Below are 14,402 nucleotides of genomic sequence, written 5' to 3'. Positions count from 1 at the left end.
TTCTTTTGAGCAGGCGGGCCACGGGCCTCAGTCGAGGTCCGGCCTTCCTCGCGCCCTCTCGTATTTCAAGAGGGACATGACTGCTGCATCACCCGGGCATCACCTGCCGCGGGACCGTGAACGCGTGTCTCGATGACGAAGACCCCACCACAATCTCGAATGTCGTCCCGGGCAAGCCGAAGCCGCGCTCGCGCGGCATCGGCGCCGACCCAGGACGCTGGTGTGTCGATCACGCTGGATCGGATTACCTCAAAAGATCGACAAACAGCATGCGACATCCGTACCCGCGTAGTCCGCATCGTGGATTCTACGGGAGTCGCGATGCGATCGATGTTTCGCAGGATCTCGCCCGCGCTTATCGGCAACGAATCAAATAAGTTCGCGAGCGAGCACCACAGGATGTCGGGCTCTTATTTCGCAGAATACGTTTCGATCCGTAGTTGTTGCCGCGATCTTTCCCCTGGGGAGGGGCCATACGATGAAGAAGTTCTGCGCGTGGGGAGCCGCGTTGAGCCTGTGCGGCTGCACTCTGTTGCCTTTGGACGAGCACCGTGGCGCGGCGACGATCCAGTCGTTCAAGAGCGCGATCCAATGCGAGGTCGCAGCCGTCGCCTCCGATCCGCGCTACGAGCACTTTCACCTGCCCAAATGGTTCGTCAAGACGTCGCTCGACATGACGTTGGTCGACACGGTTTCGGGAGATGCCGGAGGGGTCGCGACAGTCGTGTCCGCGACCTTGGCCACGATCAGCCCGAGTGCGTCCCTCAACGGAAAGTTCACGCACAGCGGCCATGTCGACTTTGCCATCGCGGTTCCGGAGGCGATCAAGATCTATGGCGAGACGTGCCGTGGGCCGGATCCTTCCCAGACCCGTCTGGGTCTCGCAGCCTGGATCGCAGCCACCCTCGACGAAATCCGTCCCGAGCACCACGGTGGACTGAGCTACACGGTCGATGTCGACGTGATCGCCAGCGCTGGAACACGGTTCGGATTCATCTTCAGCATCCTCAACACCGTCAACACCGGCGGCAGCTACTCGCGGGAAGGCGTCCACCATCTCGTCATCACGATGGCGGAGCCGACACCGATGCCGCCTCCCACACCGGTTCGGGTCGTCGGACCGGTCAATGTCGTAGAAGCCAAGCAGGCCGACGGCGAGGCCGGCAAGAAGGAGAAGGCCGCCCGCAGCGCGCCGGACGAGGGCAAGCCCGGAGAGCGACGGCCGCATACGCGTCATCCCGCGCTCGAAGATCCGAATTTGAACAGGATGCTTCAGCAGCAGGCTCCGGTCAGGCTTGCGCCTGGGACGAGCTTGAGGTGACGGTTCTCACCGATGGCTGGATCATCGCAGAGCACGACGAGGGCCGTCGTGAGAAAGCTTGCCGATGAGTCCAACGGCGTCAGATACGGCAGAGCCGTCGCGTGTTCGCTGTCTTTCTGGGACAACCACTAACACGCAGACGGCCGCCGGCTTTCTCTGGGATGTCATCGGTCATGACGCAATCAGATTGGTCGTCTGGCACGACCGAGCCGAACTCGGCCCTGCCGGAGTCAAGGAAACTGCACCGCGGCCCGGTTATCCTGCGCAACTGGTCCGCCGTCGACCGGAGCGTCGAACGCTTGCGTGCACCGAAACGCGGCAGCAGTCGTATGATCCGGGGCCGCGATTGCGTTCGCGGGCGGTGTCAGCCGGTCGCCTGGCGTCGGTGTTGCCGGGAGGTTCGCACGTCGTCGGCGGGCGCCCCCGCGACCTCGGCCGGGGCCGTCTCCTCGACATCGTAGATCCAGTTGAACGTCAGGTAAGGCCACCCCATCACGACCGGCTGGACGTGCCCGTTTTCGCAGTGGATGGTATGCAGCACTCCATTGCCAGCCAGGGAGTCCCGTTGAAGTGCATCGCACAGAAACCGTTTGGCATGTGCGCCGCTCGATACGGCCTCCCGCACCGTGTCGAACAGGGTGATGTCGATGCCGCATTCCGCGCACGAATAGGGTGGGATCTGCTCCAGCGTGCTGTTGAACTTGATCACCAACGTCTCGTCCTCGAGCAGCTCGCGGATCTTGGCCTTCGTCGACGCGGTCAGAGGCCAGATGAAGCAATTCCTGTCGCCGATGACGACGACGCGGCATGGCTTGTAGTTCAGCGTCGGAAAGTCTGCACTGCTGTTCTTCATGGTACCGACCTCGCATTGTTTGCAGAAGATGTGTAACATAAGAATGCACGCCTTAATTGTATATCGTTTGCTGCCGGAGAGCAACGCAGCTGATCGTCATGGCTCGCTGTCGGCTTGCCTCGGGTCTGTGGCCGAGCCGTCCAGGTCGGGCAGAAAACAGCTCTGGAGCGTCTCCACGCCGCGACTTGATCGACACCGCGGGCGCCATACCCGCGGTGAGTTCGACCTCTTGCGAGCTCGATGTCCCGGCGATCATATCGCGTGGACGCATGCAGCAGATCACGCCATCTGCTCCTGCCTGCAGCAGATCCACGAGACCGCAGGACCAAAGCCGGCGTCAGGCGGAGAACAGCCGGTCGAGGAACGAATTGGAGTAGAGCTTTGCCGCGTCGTATTTGGCCAGTGTCTCGACGTCCCACGACCAGGTATCGTCAGCCGGTCTGCCGTTCGTGAACGTCGTGCGAATCCGCTGGATGAACTCGGCGTCGGTCCAGGGACCTTCACCCTTGGTGTAGGCCCATCCTTTCGACCATTCCGGACAGACGCGAAAGCCGTCGGAGAAATGCTGCAGGAACCAGGTCTCCAGCTGCGCATAGAAATCGTAGGCCTGCTGCGGGTCGCCGTCGGGAATGAGAGTCAGAACGTCGAACCAGCAGGCGACGTCCCATTTGTTGTCACGGACCACGGGGTCTACGCTCAGCGACGAAATCACCGGGCTCGTCGCCGGGGTGTGGCTCTTGATCTTGGCCGGGTCGTCCAGCGCGGTGACGCGGATCTCGATCGGCGAATTGATCGGCCAGAGCCTCCTCGTCTGGAAGTCGGCAATCATCTTGGCAAACTGGGCGGTGAAATCGGCGACGGCCTGCTGCACCTGCGCGCGCCGCATCAGCACGGCGTAGCCATTCGCCGTCACCCGGAGCGTCGAATCCTGCACATAGAGCAGGGTGTTCTTGGAAAGTCCCCAGATATCCGTCGAATTCGGCGATCCCTTCAACTCACCGTTCAACCCAGCCGAGGTGACGGCCGCCGAGGCGAAGCAGAACAACGGCGTCAGCCAAGGCGCACCGGCCAGGATCTGCTTGAGAAGATCGCTGACCTGGGCCGAGAAGCTCAGCGTGTCCGAGAACGGATAGTTGTACGGCTTGGTCACCAGCGTGGACGTCGCGGGCTTCTCGGCTGCCACCGTCCACACTTTGAGCCACGGATAGCTGGTCACGGGAGGAAAGCTTCCGATCGGATACACCGGAAACCAGATGACCTCCACGCGGCCGGACTGATCGAGAAAATAGCCGACGCTGTCGGGCGGCGGCGCGTCGCCGGTCGGCTGTGCAAACAGCGTCTTGTCGGGGATGGTCACGAAACTCTGGCAGCGCAGATGGTAGTTGTCGGTGATCTGCAGCGTCACATCGACCAGGAGCGCTCGGCCGCAATGTGTCAGGAAGGCCCGGTCGTCGCCTTCGCCGCGGATGAATCGGCGCGCGACATAGGTGTTCGAGCCGGGCTGCGTGACGATGGCGGTGAAGGCGAGAATCTGGTTGCTGAGCGAACCATAGGGCACGTCGAAATCGTCGTTCGGAGGCGTCGGGACCGCGGTGCCGTGGGCGTTGATAGCGAGCACTCCGCCGACGGTCAGGTCACCCGGCGCGGGAATGTGTGCGAAGCTGAAGCCGTCATTGCCGCCGGGAGCGAGTTCGAGCGCGGTCATCAGGTCGAGCATGGTGGCGCCGGTCTGAACCGTCACCTGGGCCGGACGGTCGTCGCGCGCGGGATTGATCTCGACGATCGAATTCAGCTTCTTGGTCAGGTCGACGAGCATCAGGTTGGCGGTGGATTCACCCGCTGTCACCGTCAAGGGCGACCAGCCGTGCATGATGCCGCGTGGCCGCACGGTGAACCCGGCCCCAGCGGCCCAATTGCAGACACGGACGACGTCTTCTGCGGATTGCGGCTCGCAGGTCCAGACGTTCGGGACCTCGATCATCTGGGCCCAGTTCTTGAATGTCTGTCGCGTGACCGGAATGTCCGACGGAAATCCATTGGGGGCAATGCCATTGCTCATCGTGTTCTCCAATCCTCAAATCGGTCATCATCGGCAATCTGTGGATGCAATCATAAGAAGTGTGTTAGAGAGAATACCACCTCTTCATCGAGGCGTCTCTGAAATGTCCGTGCGGATCGGAATTTGCCGGACCGCCTATGGAAACGAGGTTTGAATCATTCGGCTCGCCGTGGCTCGGCCGCGGCGGCGTGCAACGGCGGCACTTGGAAGATGGCGTTTTTCAATCTCCTCCGTCACGAGATGGGAGGATCGTTCTATCAGCTGCTGGTGATGGCCGGGCTTGCGGGGCTGAGCAACGCCGCGGTGCTGGCGACGGTGAATGCCGCCGCCCAGGCCAGCAAGAACGGCAAGCCGGGTGCGACGCTCGGTGTGCTGTTCGTGGCCTCGCTGGTGTTGTTCGTGGTGACCGGGCGCTATCTCCTGCTGGGAGCGGTCGGACAGATCGAGGCGCTGATCCACCGGTTGCGGTTGCGCCTGATCGGCTACGTGCGGCAATCCGAGATGCTGGAGCTGGAGGAGATCGGCCGGCCGCACATCTATGCGGCCATCGTCGAGCAGACGGATGCACTGCGGCAGGCGACGAGCTCGCTGGCATTCGCCACGCAGGGAGCCATTCTCATCGTCTTCGTCGCCCTCTACATCGCATGGATGTCGTTCACCGCGTTTGCGTTGAGCACAGCGGTGATCGGCATTGCCAGCGCCGTCTACTTCGTGCGGAGCCGCGACCTCGCCGGCCGGCTGAAGGCGACGGCGGAATCGAACGACCGGTTGTTCCAGCGGGTCACCGATCTGCTGGACGGGTTCAAGGAGGTGCGGCTCAACAGCGCGCGCAGCGCGGATCTCTACGAGGACTTCGTCGAAGTGTCGCGCACCGCCGCCAATCTCAGGATCCGGACCCAGGCGGAAACCTTCAAACGGCTGCTGCTGTCGCAAACCTTCATGTACGTGCTGCTCGGGGCCGTGGTGTTCGTGGTGCCGGCGCTGAGCACCGTATCGGAGGGCTCGCTTTCGAAGACGACGATGGCCGTGCTGTTCGTGATCGGCGCCTGTTTCGGGTTGGTTCAGGCCGTGCCGGTGATGCAGACGGCGAGCGTGGCGGCGGACGGGTTCGAGAAGCTCGAGGCGCGATTGCAGGCTTTTGCCGCGGAGGACGCCGTCGTTGCCGAGGGGGTAAATTCGACGTTCGAGACGATCGAACTCCGCGACGTGCACTTTCACTACCAGGACAAGCAGCTGGACAAGCCGTTCCAGATCGGGCCGGTCGATTTCAGCCTGCGCAAGGGCGATCTGGTCTACATCACCGGGGGAAACGGCTCCGGCAAGTCGACATTCCTGCAGGTGCTGGCGGGTCTGTATGTGCCTGACGCCGGCGAGATTGCGTTCGACGGGGTGCGTGTCGGCGACGACAACCGCAACGCCTATCGGGCGCTGTTCGCTGCCGTGTTCGCCGACTATCATCTGTTCGACAGCCTCTATGGCGTTCCCGAGCCGGCGGCCGGAGAGGTCGAGCGGCAGTTGGCGCGTTTCCGGCTAACCGGCAAGACGGCTGTCACCGACGGCGAATTCGACACGCTGAATCTGTCCACCGGACAGCGCAAGCGGATCGCGCTGATGGTGAGCCTGCTGGAGCAGCGCCCGATCCTGCTGCTGGACGAGTGGGCGGCCGAGCAGGACCCGGAATCCCGCCGCCGGTTCTACGACGAATTGCTGCCGGAGCTGCATCGCGCCGGCGTGACCATCGTGCTGGTGACCCATGATGACCGCTATATCGGCCGCCTCGACCAGATCGGCCGCGGGCTGCGCATGCAGGATGGACGTTTCGTCGCCAAGACATTGCCCGGAGGTCAGACGGCGGCTTAGCAATTCATTTTGATCCCCATCCTGAGGATGTCGACAAACAGCACCAATTCGACTATTAGTTGTCCAAGCGCCTTGCATATCTCGTTGGAGGAATCGGCCGATGGTGCAGTCAACGACTGAGACGGGAGTCAAGACGAAGATGGACGCGAAGCGGGAAGCTGAATCGGAGACGATCACCGCGCCGGCGACGGACGCGGAGCGTGATGAGTTGGCCGAGCGCCTGGTCAGACGGTTCTCGAAATGGTCCGCGGCCGCGGGGATCATTCCCCTTCCGATCGTGGACGTGGTTGCCGTCGGCGGCATCCAGCTGCAGATGCTGCGGCGACTGGCCGAAATTTACGACGTGCCGTTCTCGGAGAACCGCGGCAAGTCGCTGGTCGCCAGTCTGGCGGGGTCGATCGTCCCGGTGGGGGCCGGTGCGGCTGCGGCAACGGGACTGTTGAGTGCGTTGAAGGCCGTGCCGCCGCTCGGAATGACGTTGGCCGCCGTGACGATGCCCGCCATCTCCGGCGCCGCAACCTACGCGATCGGCAAGGTGTTCATCCAGCACTTTGCATCCGGCGGCACGCTGCTGGACTTCAACCCGGGCGACTATCGCGAGTTCATCAAGAAGCATGCGTCCGGCGCTTCGACCACGGCATCCGACCTGTGATCCCGGGCTGCGCGCTCGTTGGAGCGGGCAGCAGATGGCGGGACCGAGTCGCCGGTGGTTGTAGGTGTTCGGTTGTGCGTCGTTGCAGGTCAAACCGGTTGCTGCGACGCATGGGCTCTTCCTCCGATCGGCGGTCCCGGATAAAGTAGCTGCAGCCGAGGATCTCTCGGTCGGAAAGTGTCTTACAGATTTCGGCGACCTCTGGCGCCGCATGGCAGGCTTGTATCGATGTGGTCCCACGCTGGCGGTTCGCCGTGGATTGCCTTGGCGGAATATGTAGGACGACCGAAGCTCCGCCTGTTCTGTCTGCCCTATGCCGGAGGTGGTGCCGTTGTCTACCGCGGCTGGCCGCGGGAATTTCCGAGCACGATCGACGTTCGCGCGGTTCGGTTGCCCGGTCGCGAACAGCGCTCCGCGGAGCCGGCGTGGACCAATCTCGGACATGTCGCGGCCGCGCTGGCGAAGGCGCTGCTGCCGCTTCTCGATCAGCCGTTTGCCTTCTTCGGTCACAGCATGGGCGCGGCCATTGCCTACGAAACGGCGCGCGTGCTCGCCCGCGACCATGGCCGCATCGCTTCGGGCTTCATGGCGTCCGCCTGCCGTGCTCCCCACCTGGCCTCGAGCAAGCCCTGGCTGCATCGCCTCCCCGATCGCCAATTGCTGGACGAACTGGGACGATTGGGCGGCACGGCGCCGAGCGTGCTGCAAAACATCGAACTGATGCAGCTGGTGTTGCCGACGTTGCGGGCTGATCTGCAGCTGGTCGAAACCTATGTCGCAGCCGAGCCGTCCAGCCTGCAGTGCCCCGTCGTCGCGTTCGGCGGCCTGCGCGACGTCGACGTCGGCCGCGACGAGCTCGAGGCGTGGCGCCGGATCAGCAATGGCGATTTCCGCCTTCATCTGATCGAAGGCGACCACTTCTTCGTCAACAGCGAACGCGAGCAGCTGATCAGCCTCGCCGTATCGGAGGTCGAGCGCTGGATCGCCTGATGCTGCGCGGCTTCCGGATCCGTCTCCAAGACACTGGCTACTGCGGTGGCGGCGGTCGTTCCGTCCGCGGCCGGTTCGGGCGGGGAGGGGGAGCCGGCGCCGGCCGAGCCACCGGTGGTGCTGCCGGCGACACCAGCGACTGGATGTCCGACCAGCTCGGCAGGAACAGCGACCGCGGTTTGAGCGGCGCTGCGGAGTCCTGGGGTTGGGCCGGCTCGGGCGATGGCGGCGTGCCGGGCCTGGCGGCCTCGACCGGGGGTGTCGCCACCGTCGCCGCTTCCGAGGTCGGCGCCGTCGGCGAGACCGCCTGGGTGTGAGGCGTCGGCGGTGGCGTCTGGGCCTCAGCCGCGCCGGCACTGGCGGCGATAGGTGCGGGCAGAGGTGCATCGGCGTTGCCGAGAATGATCGGCAGGCCATCCTTGTTGCTGCCGATGATCACGGTCTTCGCGTTGTGGGATTGCGCGAGCTGAAGCGTCGCCTCGATGCCGCGCCAGCGCAGATAGGAGTCCGAGATTCCCTGGCTGACGATCTGCTGGAAATCCCGGATGCCGGCCGCCTCGATCCGCTTGCGTTCCGATTCGCGCATTTCACGAACCACGCGGTATTCGTACTCCTGGGCGACGTAGAATTGTTCGATCTTGCGATTGATCGCAGACATCACCGCCTCCGGCAACGTGATGTCGAGAACGAGAACATCGACGATGTCGATCGCGTCGTTCAGAGCCGGCGTCAGCGGCTCGTGATCGGGAAGCTGCGACCGATGGATCGTCTCCGGCTGGACCAGCCGGTTGAGCTGCGCATCCACCTTGGCTTGGCCGCTGCTGCGAATGGTGTTCTTGATGGCCTCACGTGCCGTCGAGTAGACCTCCTCGGCGCTATATTGCGCGATCACCTCGCGCGCTCGGCTGCCGAGCTCCGGACGCACCACGAGGTCCATGTAGTCCGGTCCGATGAATTTGTGCAGCTGCGCGAGTGCGTTGTGCTTCAGCTGGAAGCGCACGTTGATCGTCGCTGCAATACTGACGCCGTCCTTGGAAATGGCGCCATAGGTCTGGGTCGCGCTCTGCAGCCTCAGATCGTACAGGAAGAGCCGATCCCACGGCCAGACGAAATGCAGTCCTTCGTTGCGGAGCTCCGTCGGGTCGAGCACCGTGCCGCGTCCGGCCATGCAGAAACACGAGAAACTGAAGTGACCGATCCGTTTCCACAGCACGCCCGCCTGACCGGTCGGAACGGTGATTGCGACGTGGGGATACATCACGGCGATGAACACCGTCGCGATCATCAGGCTGACGACGATCAGCGGAAGAGATCGGGACGCAAACCGTTGCCACCGCGTTTGCGTGGGAGCCGACGAAACAGTTGAACGCGTCTTCACACGCCGATCTCCGTCGTATGCCGCTCCACGAACCGACCTTCGTCCATGCGCAATCGCCGCGACGGAAAGCTCAGCTCTTCGATTTCCAGCTCGTCATGGGTTATCATCACCACGGTCGTCCCGCTTCGCTTCAGCTCAGGCAGAAAGTCCTGATAAAACGTCCGGCGAAACTCCGGGTCCTGCTCGGCCGTCCACTCGTCGAGCAGAAGGATGGGGCGATTTTCCAAGAGGCCGATCACGAGCGCCAGACGCTTGCGCTGGCCGCTCGACAGGTCGAGCGTGGTGAACTCGCCCTCGACCAGCCCCGTCTTGCGATCCAGCTCGAAATAGGTCAGCAGCCGATCGACCTCGTTCAGTTCCGCCGCAGCGATCCCGTAGGGCCGTTGGAACAGATGAAAGTCGGAGAAGATCGCCGCCATCAGCTCGTGATAGTCCTGGCGCGTCCGTGCATTGACGCGCACCCCGTCGAAGGTGATGTCGCCCGACAACGGTTCATAGAGACCGGCGAGCAGTTTCAGAAACGTCGATTTGCCCGATCCGTTACCGCCGGTAATGAAGACGATGTCGCCGGAATGCAGCGTGAAATTCAACGGACCGACCTGAAACAGCGTGTCCGTCGACGGTTCGTCGCGGTGGAAAACGATGTCGTGCAGCCTGATCTCGTTGAATTCGCGCCGCGGCGCCGATGGCGAGACCGAAGCCGCGGTCCGAGCCGACCGCAGCCTGGACTCGATCCGCATGATGCCATCGGTCGCGGCATTCGCGGCTGCGATGACGGGAATGGCCTGGACGGCGCCGAAGCAGCTGCCGACCAGGAACAACAGCGGAAGGGTGACCTTCGCGATCGCATCGCCTTCCACGTCGCCGAAGCGCGGCAAGACGAAAACGACGATGCCCAGCAGCCCGTAGAGTGAGCTCTGGGTAAATATCGTGCCCCTGAAGGTGTCGCTCTGGGTGCGAATTCTGATATTGGCGGCCTGCCGCGAAACTTCGATCGTGTCGTCGAACAGTTCCTCGCTGCGCGCGTGGTTGAGCCGGATCTCCCTGAAGCCATCCAGAAAGTCGGTCAGGCGATTGAGCATTCGATCCTCCAGTCCGGACGATTCGATTGCCCCAGCGGAATGTGCGCGATTCATCACGTGGATGACCCAGATGATCATTCCGATCATGATGGCGCTCATCGTGAAGATCAACGGTGAAAGGTAAGCGATGTAGATGCCGACGAAAAACAGCATCACGAACCCTTGCCCGGCAAGTGCCAGGCTCTGCGCGGCCTGCGTCAAGGTTGTCGTATGTCCGAGAATGGCCGTCAGAATGGCCGGGCGTCCGATGCCCTCGAGCATGACGAGCTCGGATTGCCGCACCTCGTCGGCAAGCCGGGATTGCAGCCTGTGAACGATGGCTCCGATCTCATTGGTCGTCGCGACGAGGAGGTAGTCCTGAGTCTTCACGAACACAAAGAGAGAAACGGCAAAGGCGCCAGCCATCCAGACGCTCGTCCCTTCGTTGCCGGATGTCTGGGCGCTGGAGTTGATCGCCCCAAGGGCTGCAGCGTTGCTGGCGCCGGCGATACTGGAAATGACGATCAGGCGTCGCAGGGTCCCGCGCATTTCCTGCCGAATGAGTTGGAAGAAATGCATGTCTCGGGACCCGACCCGTTCAAGCTCGGACATCGCGCGGCTGTGGCCAATGCCCTCGAGTTCTGGAAAGTATTCGCGGATTGGTCGTCTTCTGGATCTACAATCGGGTCGAGTTGGCTGGCGCGGTGAAGAGCAGAATGACGAGCACGACGACGGGCGTCACGATGATCGAAGCGATGAACGTCGCGAAAAAGCCAAGGCGACGTTGCGTGCCGCACAGCCCGACGAGCACGCAGAATATCAAGTAGATGATGGCGTAAACAGCTCCCATCATCGCCGAATCCGTTCTCCCGGGGTGGCGCGCGGCTCATGCGGGGCTGAGTGAAATGGCGCGGGGATCATGCGCCTGGCGGCCATGTAATCGAGACCGTGTCCTTGGGGCCATGCAATTTGGGCCATGCAATTGAGGTCACGCAATTGAGGTCATTGAACTGAATTCATGTGTCCGAGGTCATGCACTCGCCGGCCGTGATGGTGTCGTACGTCATGCCTCAGATCCGGCTGACGAGCCGGGTCGGCTACGCAAGCGGAAATCGTCCTTCATTGTTCGCGCGAACTTCCGGTAATCGGGCGGCGTGAAATCGAGAAGCGTTCCGCCGGACGCGAAGTGCTGAATGAAGGCTCGGCCGATCGTATAGGTGGCCCCCGCGCAGAACGTCGGCAAAGTCACCGCCGCGACCGCCGTTCCGATGCCGGGAACGGCCTTCAGGAGGCCTGCCGCCGCGGGGGCCGCGCCGGCGGGGATCAGCGTACCGGCAAAACTCGCAATGATCGATTTCCCTCGGTTCTCGGAATAGGGGACGTCGTAGATGGCGGCAAGCTTGCGCAGCATCTGCAGCTGAAGGCCGCCCACAGCCGCCAGGTCCAGCAACGGAATGGGAATGAGCGCGGCTGCACCTGTCCCGAGCGAAAAGCGATCAACCAGCTTCATGGCCGCCGCGTCACGCTCCTGATCGGACAACGTCTCCGTTCTGGAGTCGTCGGTCGGGTGCGATGCTGCAACGGCTGGAGTGATCGCCGCCTTCGGCTTTCGCGCGCTTGGTTCGTTCGCGTCCTGGCTCATCTGCGAACCTCTCGTCCCGCCGTCGCGGAGCTTTGGGGGCCAATACGTTGCTTGGTACTTCGACACTTATCACAACTTTGCGCTGTAAGCCAGCCAAGACCTCATGGTCGCATGCTGCATGTCGACGTCGGGGGTGAATCTAATCAGGAGCGGTGACGGTACGCACGTCGCCCGTGAGCGATTGAGGCACGGCAGCGACCTTGCGGGGTCGAGAGTGGCTTCGCCGCTCCAGGGTGTCTGCGCAAATGTCAGTCAACACGATACCACTCGGATCATGATAGCTGGTGATAGTTGATGCAGCTCTGGATTTGACGCTTGCGTTGCGGCCTCGATCCAGGAGGAATGAGGCGTCATGTCCGCTGACAAGCATCAGGCGTCCCGGCCGGAAGGTGTGGGGCTCAGGGGAGTGAGTGCAAGGCCCATAGGACCGACTGTTTGGTACGGAGATCTAAGTTCCGCATAGAAACCTGCGGATTGCCGCGGCGCGCGCATCGATCGCGTTGCCGGTTGCCGTTTCGGTGAGGATGTCACTCCGGTGAGGTCGCATGCGGTATTTGTTGCTTGACCGTGCGTGGCGATTGAATAACACTATAGGTTGTTAAATGTGAAATAGACACCCGTAAGACGCCAGGGCGTATCTTGGTTGGAGCGTTCGAGACAGGTGGATTGGAAGGGGGTCGCAGCGTGTCCGAACATAGCATGCGGATGCTGAGCCGTATTGATACAAAAGTCGGGTTCGTGACGTCCCAGGTTGAGCAGTCGTACGCCTCCAGCAAATCCGGTTTCGATTACGGCTCCGTCGATCCGTCGGTGGCGAGGTTTCTCAGGGGGCAGGCCCGGCGGATCAGTCAGACCGCTTCGCGATCGATCATTCAAGTCGGCAAGGACCTGGTGGCCGCCAAACATTATCTCGCTCATGGCGCGTTTGCGAACTGGGTCGAGCAGGAGGTCGGTATTCCTGTGCGAACAGCACAAAACTACATGCAGGTGGCGAATTGGACGGCCGGCAAATGCGAAAACGTTTCGCTTTTGCCCGCATCCCTACTTTATATCTTGTCCGCGCCAAGCGCTCCGAAGCAGCTCGTCGACGATGTCCTGGCCGACGTTCTGGCTGGAAAGCACATTGCAGTTGCGTCGGTCCGGGAACGGGCGCGGGCGCTTCGCAGGGGCGATGATCGCCGCGCCGCGCGCATTGACCCAAAACGAGAAGACACGGTCGTTGATGACGATGACACGGAGATGGACCCGACCGACGACGTGCGGCTTGATCCCGAGGCGTCCGTGGCCGAACTCGTTCGTGTGCTCAGGGGTGGATTGTCGGCGCGAGATTTCGAGCGCGTGACGAGAATATTTTCACGACGGTCGCTGAGATCCGATCCGGAGTTGGGGAATGCCATCTACAACGCGGTGGCGGCGGTCGCTGCGATGGAGCCTTGAGTCGGCTCGCATGCAAGCCCGCGTCGAGCGGGTCCGGGTGCGCGCAGGTGCAAGGGCTGATTGGGATCGGAACGATGCCCGACACGGTGCGGATGAATGGCGCTGGACGTTGGGCTCGATACCGGCGGGTTCGCGTCGAAGAGGATTGTAGGGACAATCGACCAGGGACGATCGAGTCGCGTGGAGACGAGGCTGTCATCTGTTTGCAGTTCTCGCGGCGATATCGAGATGCAATTTTGAAATGAACGGCCGATCAGTGACTACAAACACGGCCTCATCGAACGGCGTTGTCGATCAGGGAGCTCAGATGTCCAGCATGTCCGCCGAGCCGCGTTATCTCGTCGTCATGAATCATGAGGAGCAGTATTCGATCTGGCCCGAGGGGCGAGAGATACCTCCGGGCTGGCATGCGACCGGAATGTCCGGAACGAAGCCGGAATGCTTGGCTCATATCGACGAGGTCTGGATAGACATGCGGCCGCGCAGTCTTCGGGAGCAGATGGCCAATCCCGGTCCTGCGCCGGCTCCTATTCCGATGCCGGAGGGCCCCTCCGTGGTCGAGACCCTCAGCCATGGCGATCATCGCGTGGAGATCATCGGTCTGGGCGATGATCCATCACGGCGGCTGCGTGAGCGCATCGAGCTTGGGCATGTCATGGTCCGGTTTCCCGAGACCCGCGGTGGTACTGAGCTCGGAATCCGGTTCGATCCAAAGACGCTTGAACTGGCTGGTTGCGACCTCGATGCCCGCCGGGGCATGCTGGCGCTGCAGGGCGACCTGACTCTCGATGGAACGCGTGTATGTGTCCATGCCAGAATCGATGTTGCCGAGATGGTCGGCCGTGGCTGGCTCGAAGTCCTGAACTAAGTCTCCTCGTCGGCGTCCTGCCGGCTTTGCGAGGCGCTCGCGGAGTTCATGATCTCGAATGTCGTAGAGCGCGGCGTTGATCATGACCGGCAGCAGGAGCGTTCTCACAAGGACTATCAACGCGACCAATTGATTTGTCGTGTCTCGCGCGTGTGGCAGTTCGCAAAATGTTTGCGACGGCAGTCGCATGGCTTCGCCACGGTCTGCACGATTGGTCTTGCGATGGATGGATCGTTGCGTGTGTTGATGAAGAATGCGAGCAAAGATTGACCTTGTTAGTA

13 protein-coding genes are annotated in these 14,402 nt (G+C 62.3%); 7 read left to right on the top strand and 6 right to left on the bottom strand.

All coding sequences use genetic code 11. The features are described 5' to 3' along the window. Positions 1 to 478 precede the first annotated feature (478 nt). Positions 479 to 1,321, top strand: a complete 843-nt coding sequence (locus ACQR1B_RS17980) for a hypothetical protein (RefSeq protein ID WP_434834679.1) — start codon at positions 479 to 481, stop codon at positions 1,319 to 1,321. 364 nt (positions 1,322 to 1,685) lie between these two features. Here the strand turns inward: ACQR1B_RS17980 and ACQR1B_RS17975 are convergent, their stop codons facing one another. Then, the gene (locus ACQR1B_RS17975) at positions 1,686 to 2,174 is read right to left on the bottom strand and encodes a hypothetical protein (protein ID WP_434834678.1); all 489 of its coding nucleotides are present in this window, start codon (positions 2,172 to 2,174) and stop codon (positions 1,686 to 1,688) included. Positions 2,175 to 2,511: 337 nt separating this feature from the next. Next, complete coding sequence (locus ACQR1B_RS17970) at positions 2,512 to 4,233, bottom strand: cholesterol oxidase substrate-binding domain-containing protein (protein WP_434834677.1); 1,722 nt, start codon at positions 4,231 to 4,233, stop codon at positions 2,512 to 2,514. A 150-nt stretch (positions 4,234 to 4,383) separates the two neighbouring features. On the opposite strand from ACQR1B_RS17970, the gene ACQR1B_RS17965 reads away from it, so the two are divergent. The 3 genes from ACQR1B_RS17965 to ACQR1B_RS17955 all read left to right on the top strand — a co-directional run bounded on the left by ACQR1B_RS17965 (position 4,384) and on the right by ACQR1B_RS17955 (position 7,735). Continuing rightward, on the top strand, positions 4,384 to 6,093 hold the full coding sequence (locus ACQR1B_RS17965; RefSeq protein ID WP_434834676.1) for a cyclic peptide export ABC transporter: 1,710 nt from the start codon (positions 4,384 to 4,386) through the stop codon (positions 6,091 to 6,093). Between the two features lie 139 nt (positions 6,094 to 6,232). Beyond that, positions 6,233 to 6,745 (top strand): YcjF family protein, encoded by a 513-nt coding sequence (locus ACQR1B_RS17960; protein WP_434834675.1) that lies wholly within the window; start codon positions 6,233 to 6,235, stop codon positions 6,743 to 6,745. A 228-nt stretch (positions 6,746 to 6,973) separates the two neighbouring features. Next, positions 6,974 to 7,735, top strand: a complete 762-nt coding sequence (locus ACQR1B_RS17955) for a thioesterase II family protein (RefSeq protein WP_434834674.1) — start codon at positions 6,974 to 6,976, stop codon at positions 7,733 to 7,735. 37 nt (positions 7,736 to 7,772) lie between these two features. Here the strand turns inward: ACQR1B_RS17955 and ACQR1B_RS17950 are convergent, their stop codons facing one another. From ACQR1B_RS17950 to ACQR1B_RS17935, 4 genes are all read right to left on the bottom strand, one after another. Further along, a complete protein-coding gene (locus ACQR1B_RS17950; protein ID WP_434834673.1) occupies positions 7,773 to 9,020 on the bottom strand; it encodes an SPFH domain-containing protein in 1,248 nt (415 codons plus the stop codon). Between the two features lie 89 nt (positions 9,021 to 9,109). Beyond that, a complete protein-coding gene (locus ACQR1B_RS17945) occupies positions 9,110 to 10,753 on the bottom strand; it encodes an ATP-binding cassette domain-containing protein (RefSeq protein ID WP_434834672.1) in 1,644 nt (547 codons plus the stop codon). Between the two features lie 97 nt (positions 10,754 to 10,850). Further along, the gene (locus tag ACQR1B_RS17940) at positions 10,851 to 11,027 is read right to left on the bottom strand and encodes a hypothetical protein (RefSeq protein ID WP_434834671.1); all 177 of its coding nucleotides are present in this window, start codon (positions 11,025 to 11,027) and stop codon (positions 10,851 to 10,853) included. Between the two features lie 210 nt (positions 11,028 to 11,237). Further along, positions 11,238 to 11,816 (bottom strand): YcjF family protein, encoded by a 579-nt coding sequence (locus tag ACQR1B_RS17935; RefSeq protein WP_434834670.1) that lies wholly within the window; start codon positions 11,814 to 11,816, stop codon positions 11,238 to 11,240. 699 nt (positions 11,817 to 12,515) lie between these two features. Here ACQR1B_RS17935 and ACQR1B_RS17930 point away from each other — a divergent pair. The 3 genes from ACQR1B_RS17930 to ACQR1B_RS17920 all read left to right on the top strand — a co-directional run bounded on the left by ACQR1B_RS17930 (position 12,516) and on the right by ACQR1B_RS17920 (position 14,391). Beyond that, the gene (locus ACQR1B_RS17930; RefSeq protein ID WP_434834669.1) at positions 12,516 to 13,253 is read left to right on the top strand and encodes a DUF3102 domain-containing protein; all 738 of its coding nucleotides are present in this window, start codon (positions 12,516 to 12,518) and stop codon (positions 13,251 to 13,253) included. 316 nt (positions 13,254 to 13,569) lie between these two features. Next, positions 13,570 to 14,121: an MbtH family protein gene (locus ACQR1B_RS17925; protein ID WP_434834668.1), complete on the top strand. Its 552-nt coding sequence runs from the start codon at positions 13,570 to 13,572 to the stop codon at positions 14,119 to 14,121. Positions 14,122 to 14,169: 48 nt separating this feature from the next. Next, on the top strand, positions 14,170 to 14,391 hold the full coding sequence (locus ACQR1B_RS17920; RefSeq protein ID WP_434834667.1) for a hypothetical protein: 222 nt from the start codon (positions 14,170 to 14,172) through the stop codon (positions 14,389 to 14,391). The last annotated feature ends 11 nt before the right edge of the window (positions 14,392 to 14,402 follow it).

Origin of the sequence: Bradyrhizobium oligotrophicum (assembly GCF_051168495.1) — a bacterium.
Taxonomy (GTDB): Bacteria; Pseudomonadota; Alphaproteobacteria; order Rhizobiales; family Xanthobacteraceae; genus Bradyrhizobium; species Bradyrhizobium oligotrophicum_A.
This window is presented reverse-complemented; position numbering and strand designations above follow the sequence as displayed.

What these genes read in the sequence shown, in the direction of transcription:
- ACQR1B_RS17945 (WP_434834672.1), bottom strand. Translation starts at nt 10,753, where the DNA reads ATGCATTTCTTCCAACTCATTCGGCAGGAAATGCGCGGGACCCTGCGA.
- ACQR1B_RS17930 (WP_434834669.1), top strand. Translation starts at nt 12,516, where the DNA reads ATGCGGATGCTGAGCCGTATTGATACAAAAGTCGGGTTCGTGACGTCC.
- ACQR1B_RS17975 (WP_434834678.1), bottom strand. Translation starts at nt 2,174, where the DNA reads ATGAAGAACAGCAGTGCAGACTTTCCGACGCTGAACTACAAGCCATGC.
- ACQR1B_RS17925 (WP_434834668.1), top strand. Translation starts at nt 13,570, where the DNA reads ATGTCCGCCGAGCCGCGTTATCTCGTCGTCATGAATCATGAGGAGCAG.
- ACQR1B_RS17920 (WP_434834667.1), top strand. Translation starts at nt 14,170, where the DNA reads ATGATCTCGAATGTCGTAGAGCGCGGCGTTGATCATGACCGGCAGCAG.
- ACQR1B_RS17955 (WP_434834674.1), top strand. Translation starts at nt 6,974, where the DNA reads ATGTGGTCCCACGCTGGCGGTTCGCCGTGGATTGCCTTGGCGGAATAT.
- ACQR1B_RS17970 (WP_434834677.1), bottom strand. Translation starts at nt 4,233, where the DNA reads ATGAGCAATGGCATTGCCCCCAATGGATTTCCGTCGGACATTCCGGTC.
- ACQR1B_RS17935 (WP_434834670.1), bottom strand. Translation starts at nt 11,816, where the DNA reads ATGAGCCAGGACGCGAACGAACCAAGCGCGCGAAAGCCGAAGGCGGCG.
- ACQR1B_RS17940 (WP_434834671.1), bottom strand. Translation starts at nt 11,027, where the DNA reads ATGATGGGAGCTGTTTACGCCATCATCTACTTGATATTCTGCGTGCTC.
- ACQR1B_RS17950 (WP_434834673.1), bottom strand. Translation starts at nt 9,020, where the DNA reads ATGATCGCGACGGTGTTCATCGCCGTGATGTATCCCCACGTCGCAATC.
- ACQR1B_RS17980 (WP_434834679.1), top strand. Translation starts at nt 479, where the DNA reads ATGAAGAAGTTCTGCGCGTGGGGAGCCGCGTTGAGCCTGTGCGGCTGC.
- ACQR1B_RS17960 (WP_434834675.1), top strand. Translation starts at nt 6,233, where the DNA reads ATGGACGCGAAGCGGGAAGCTGAATCGGAGACGATCACCGCGCCGGCG.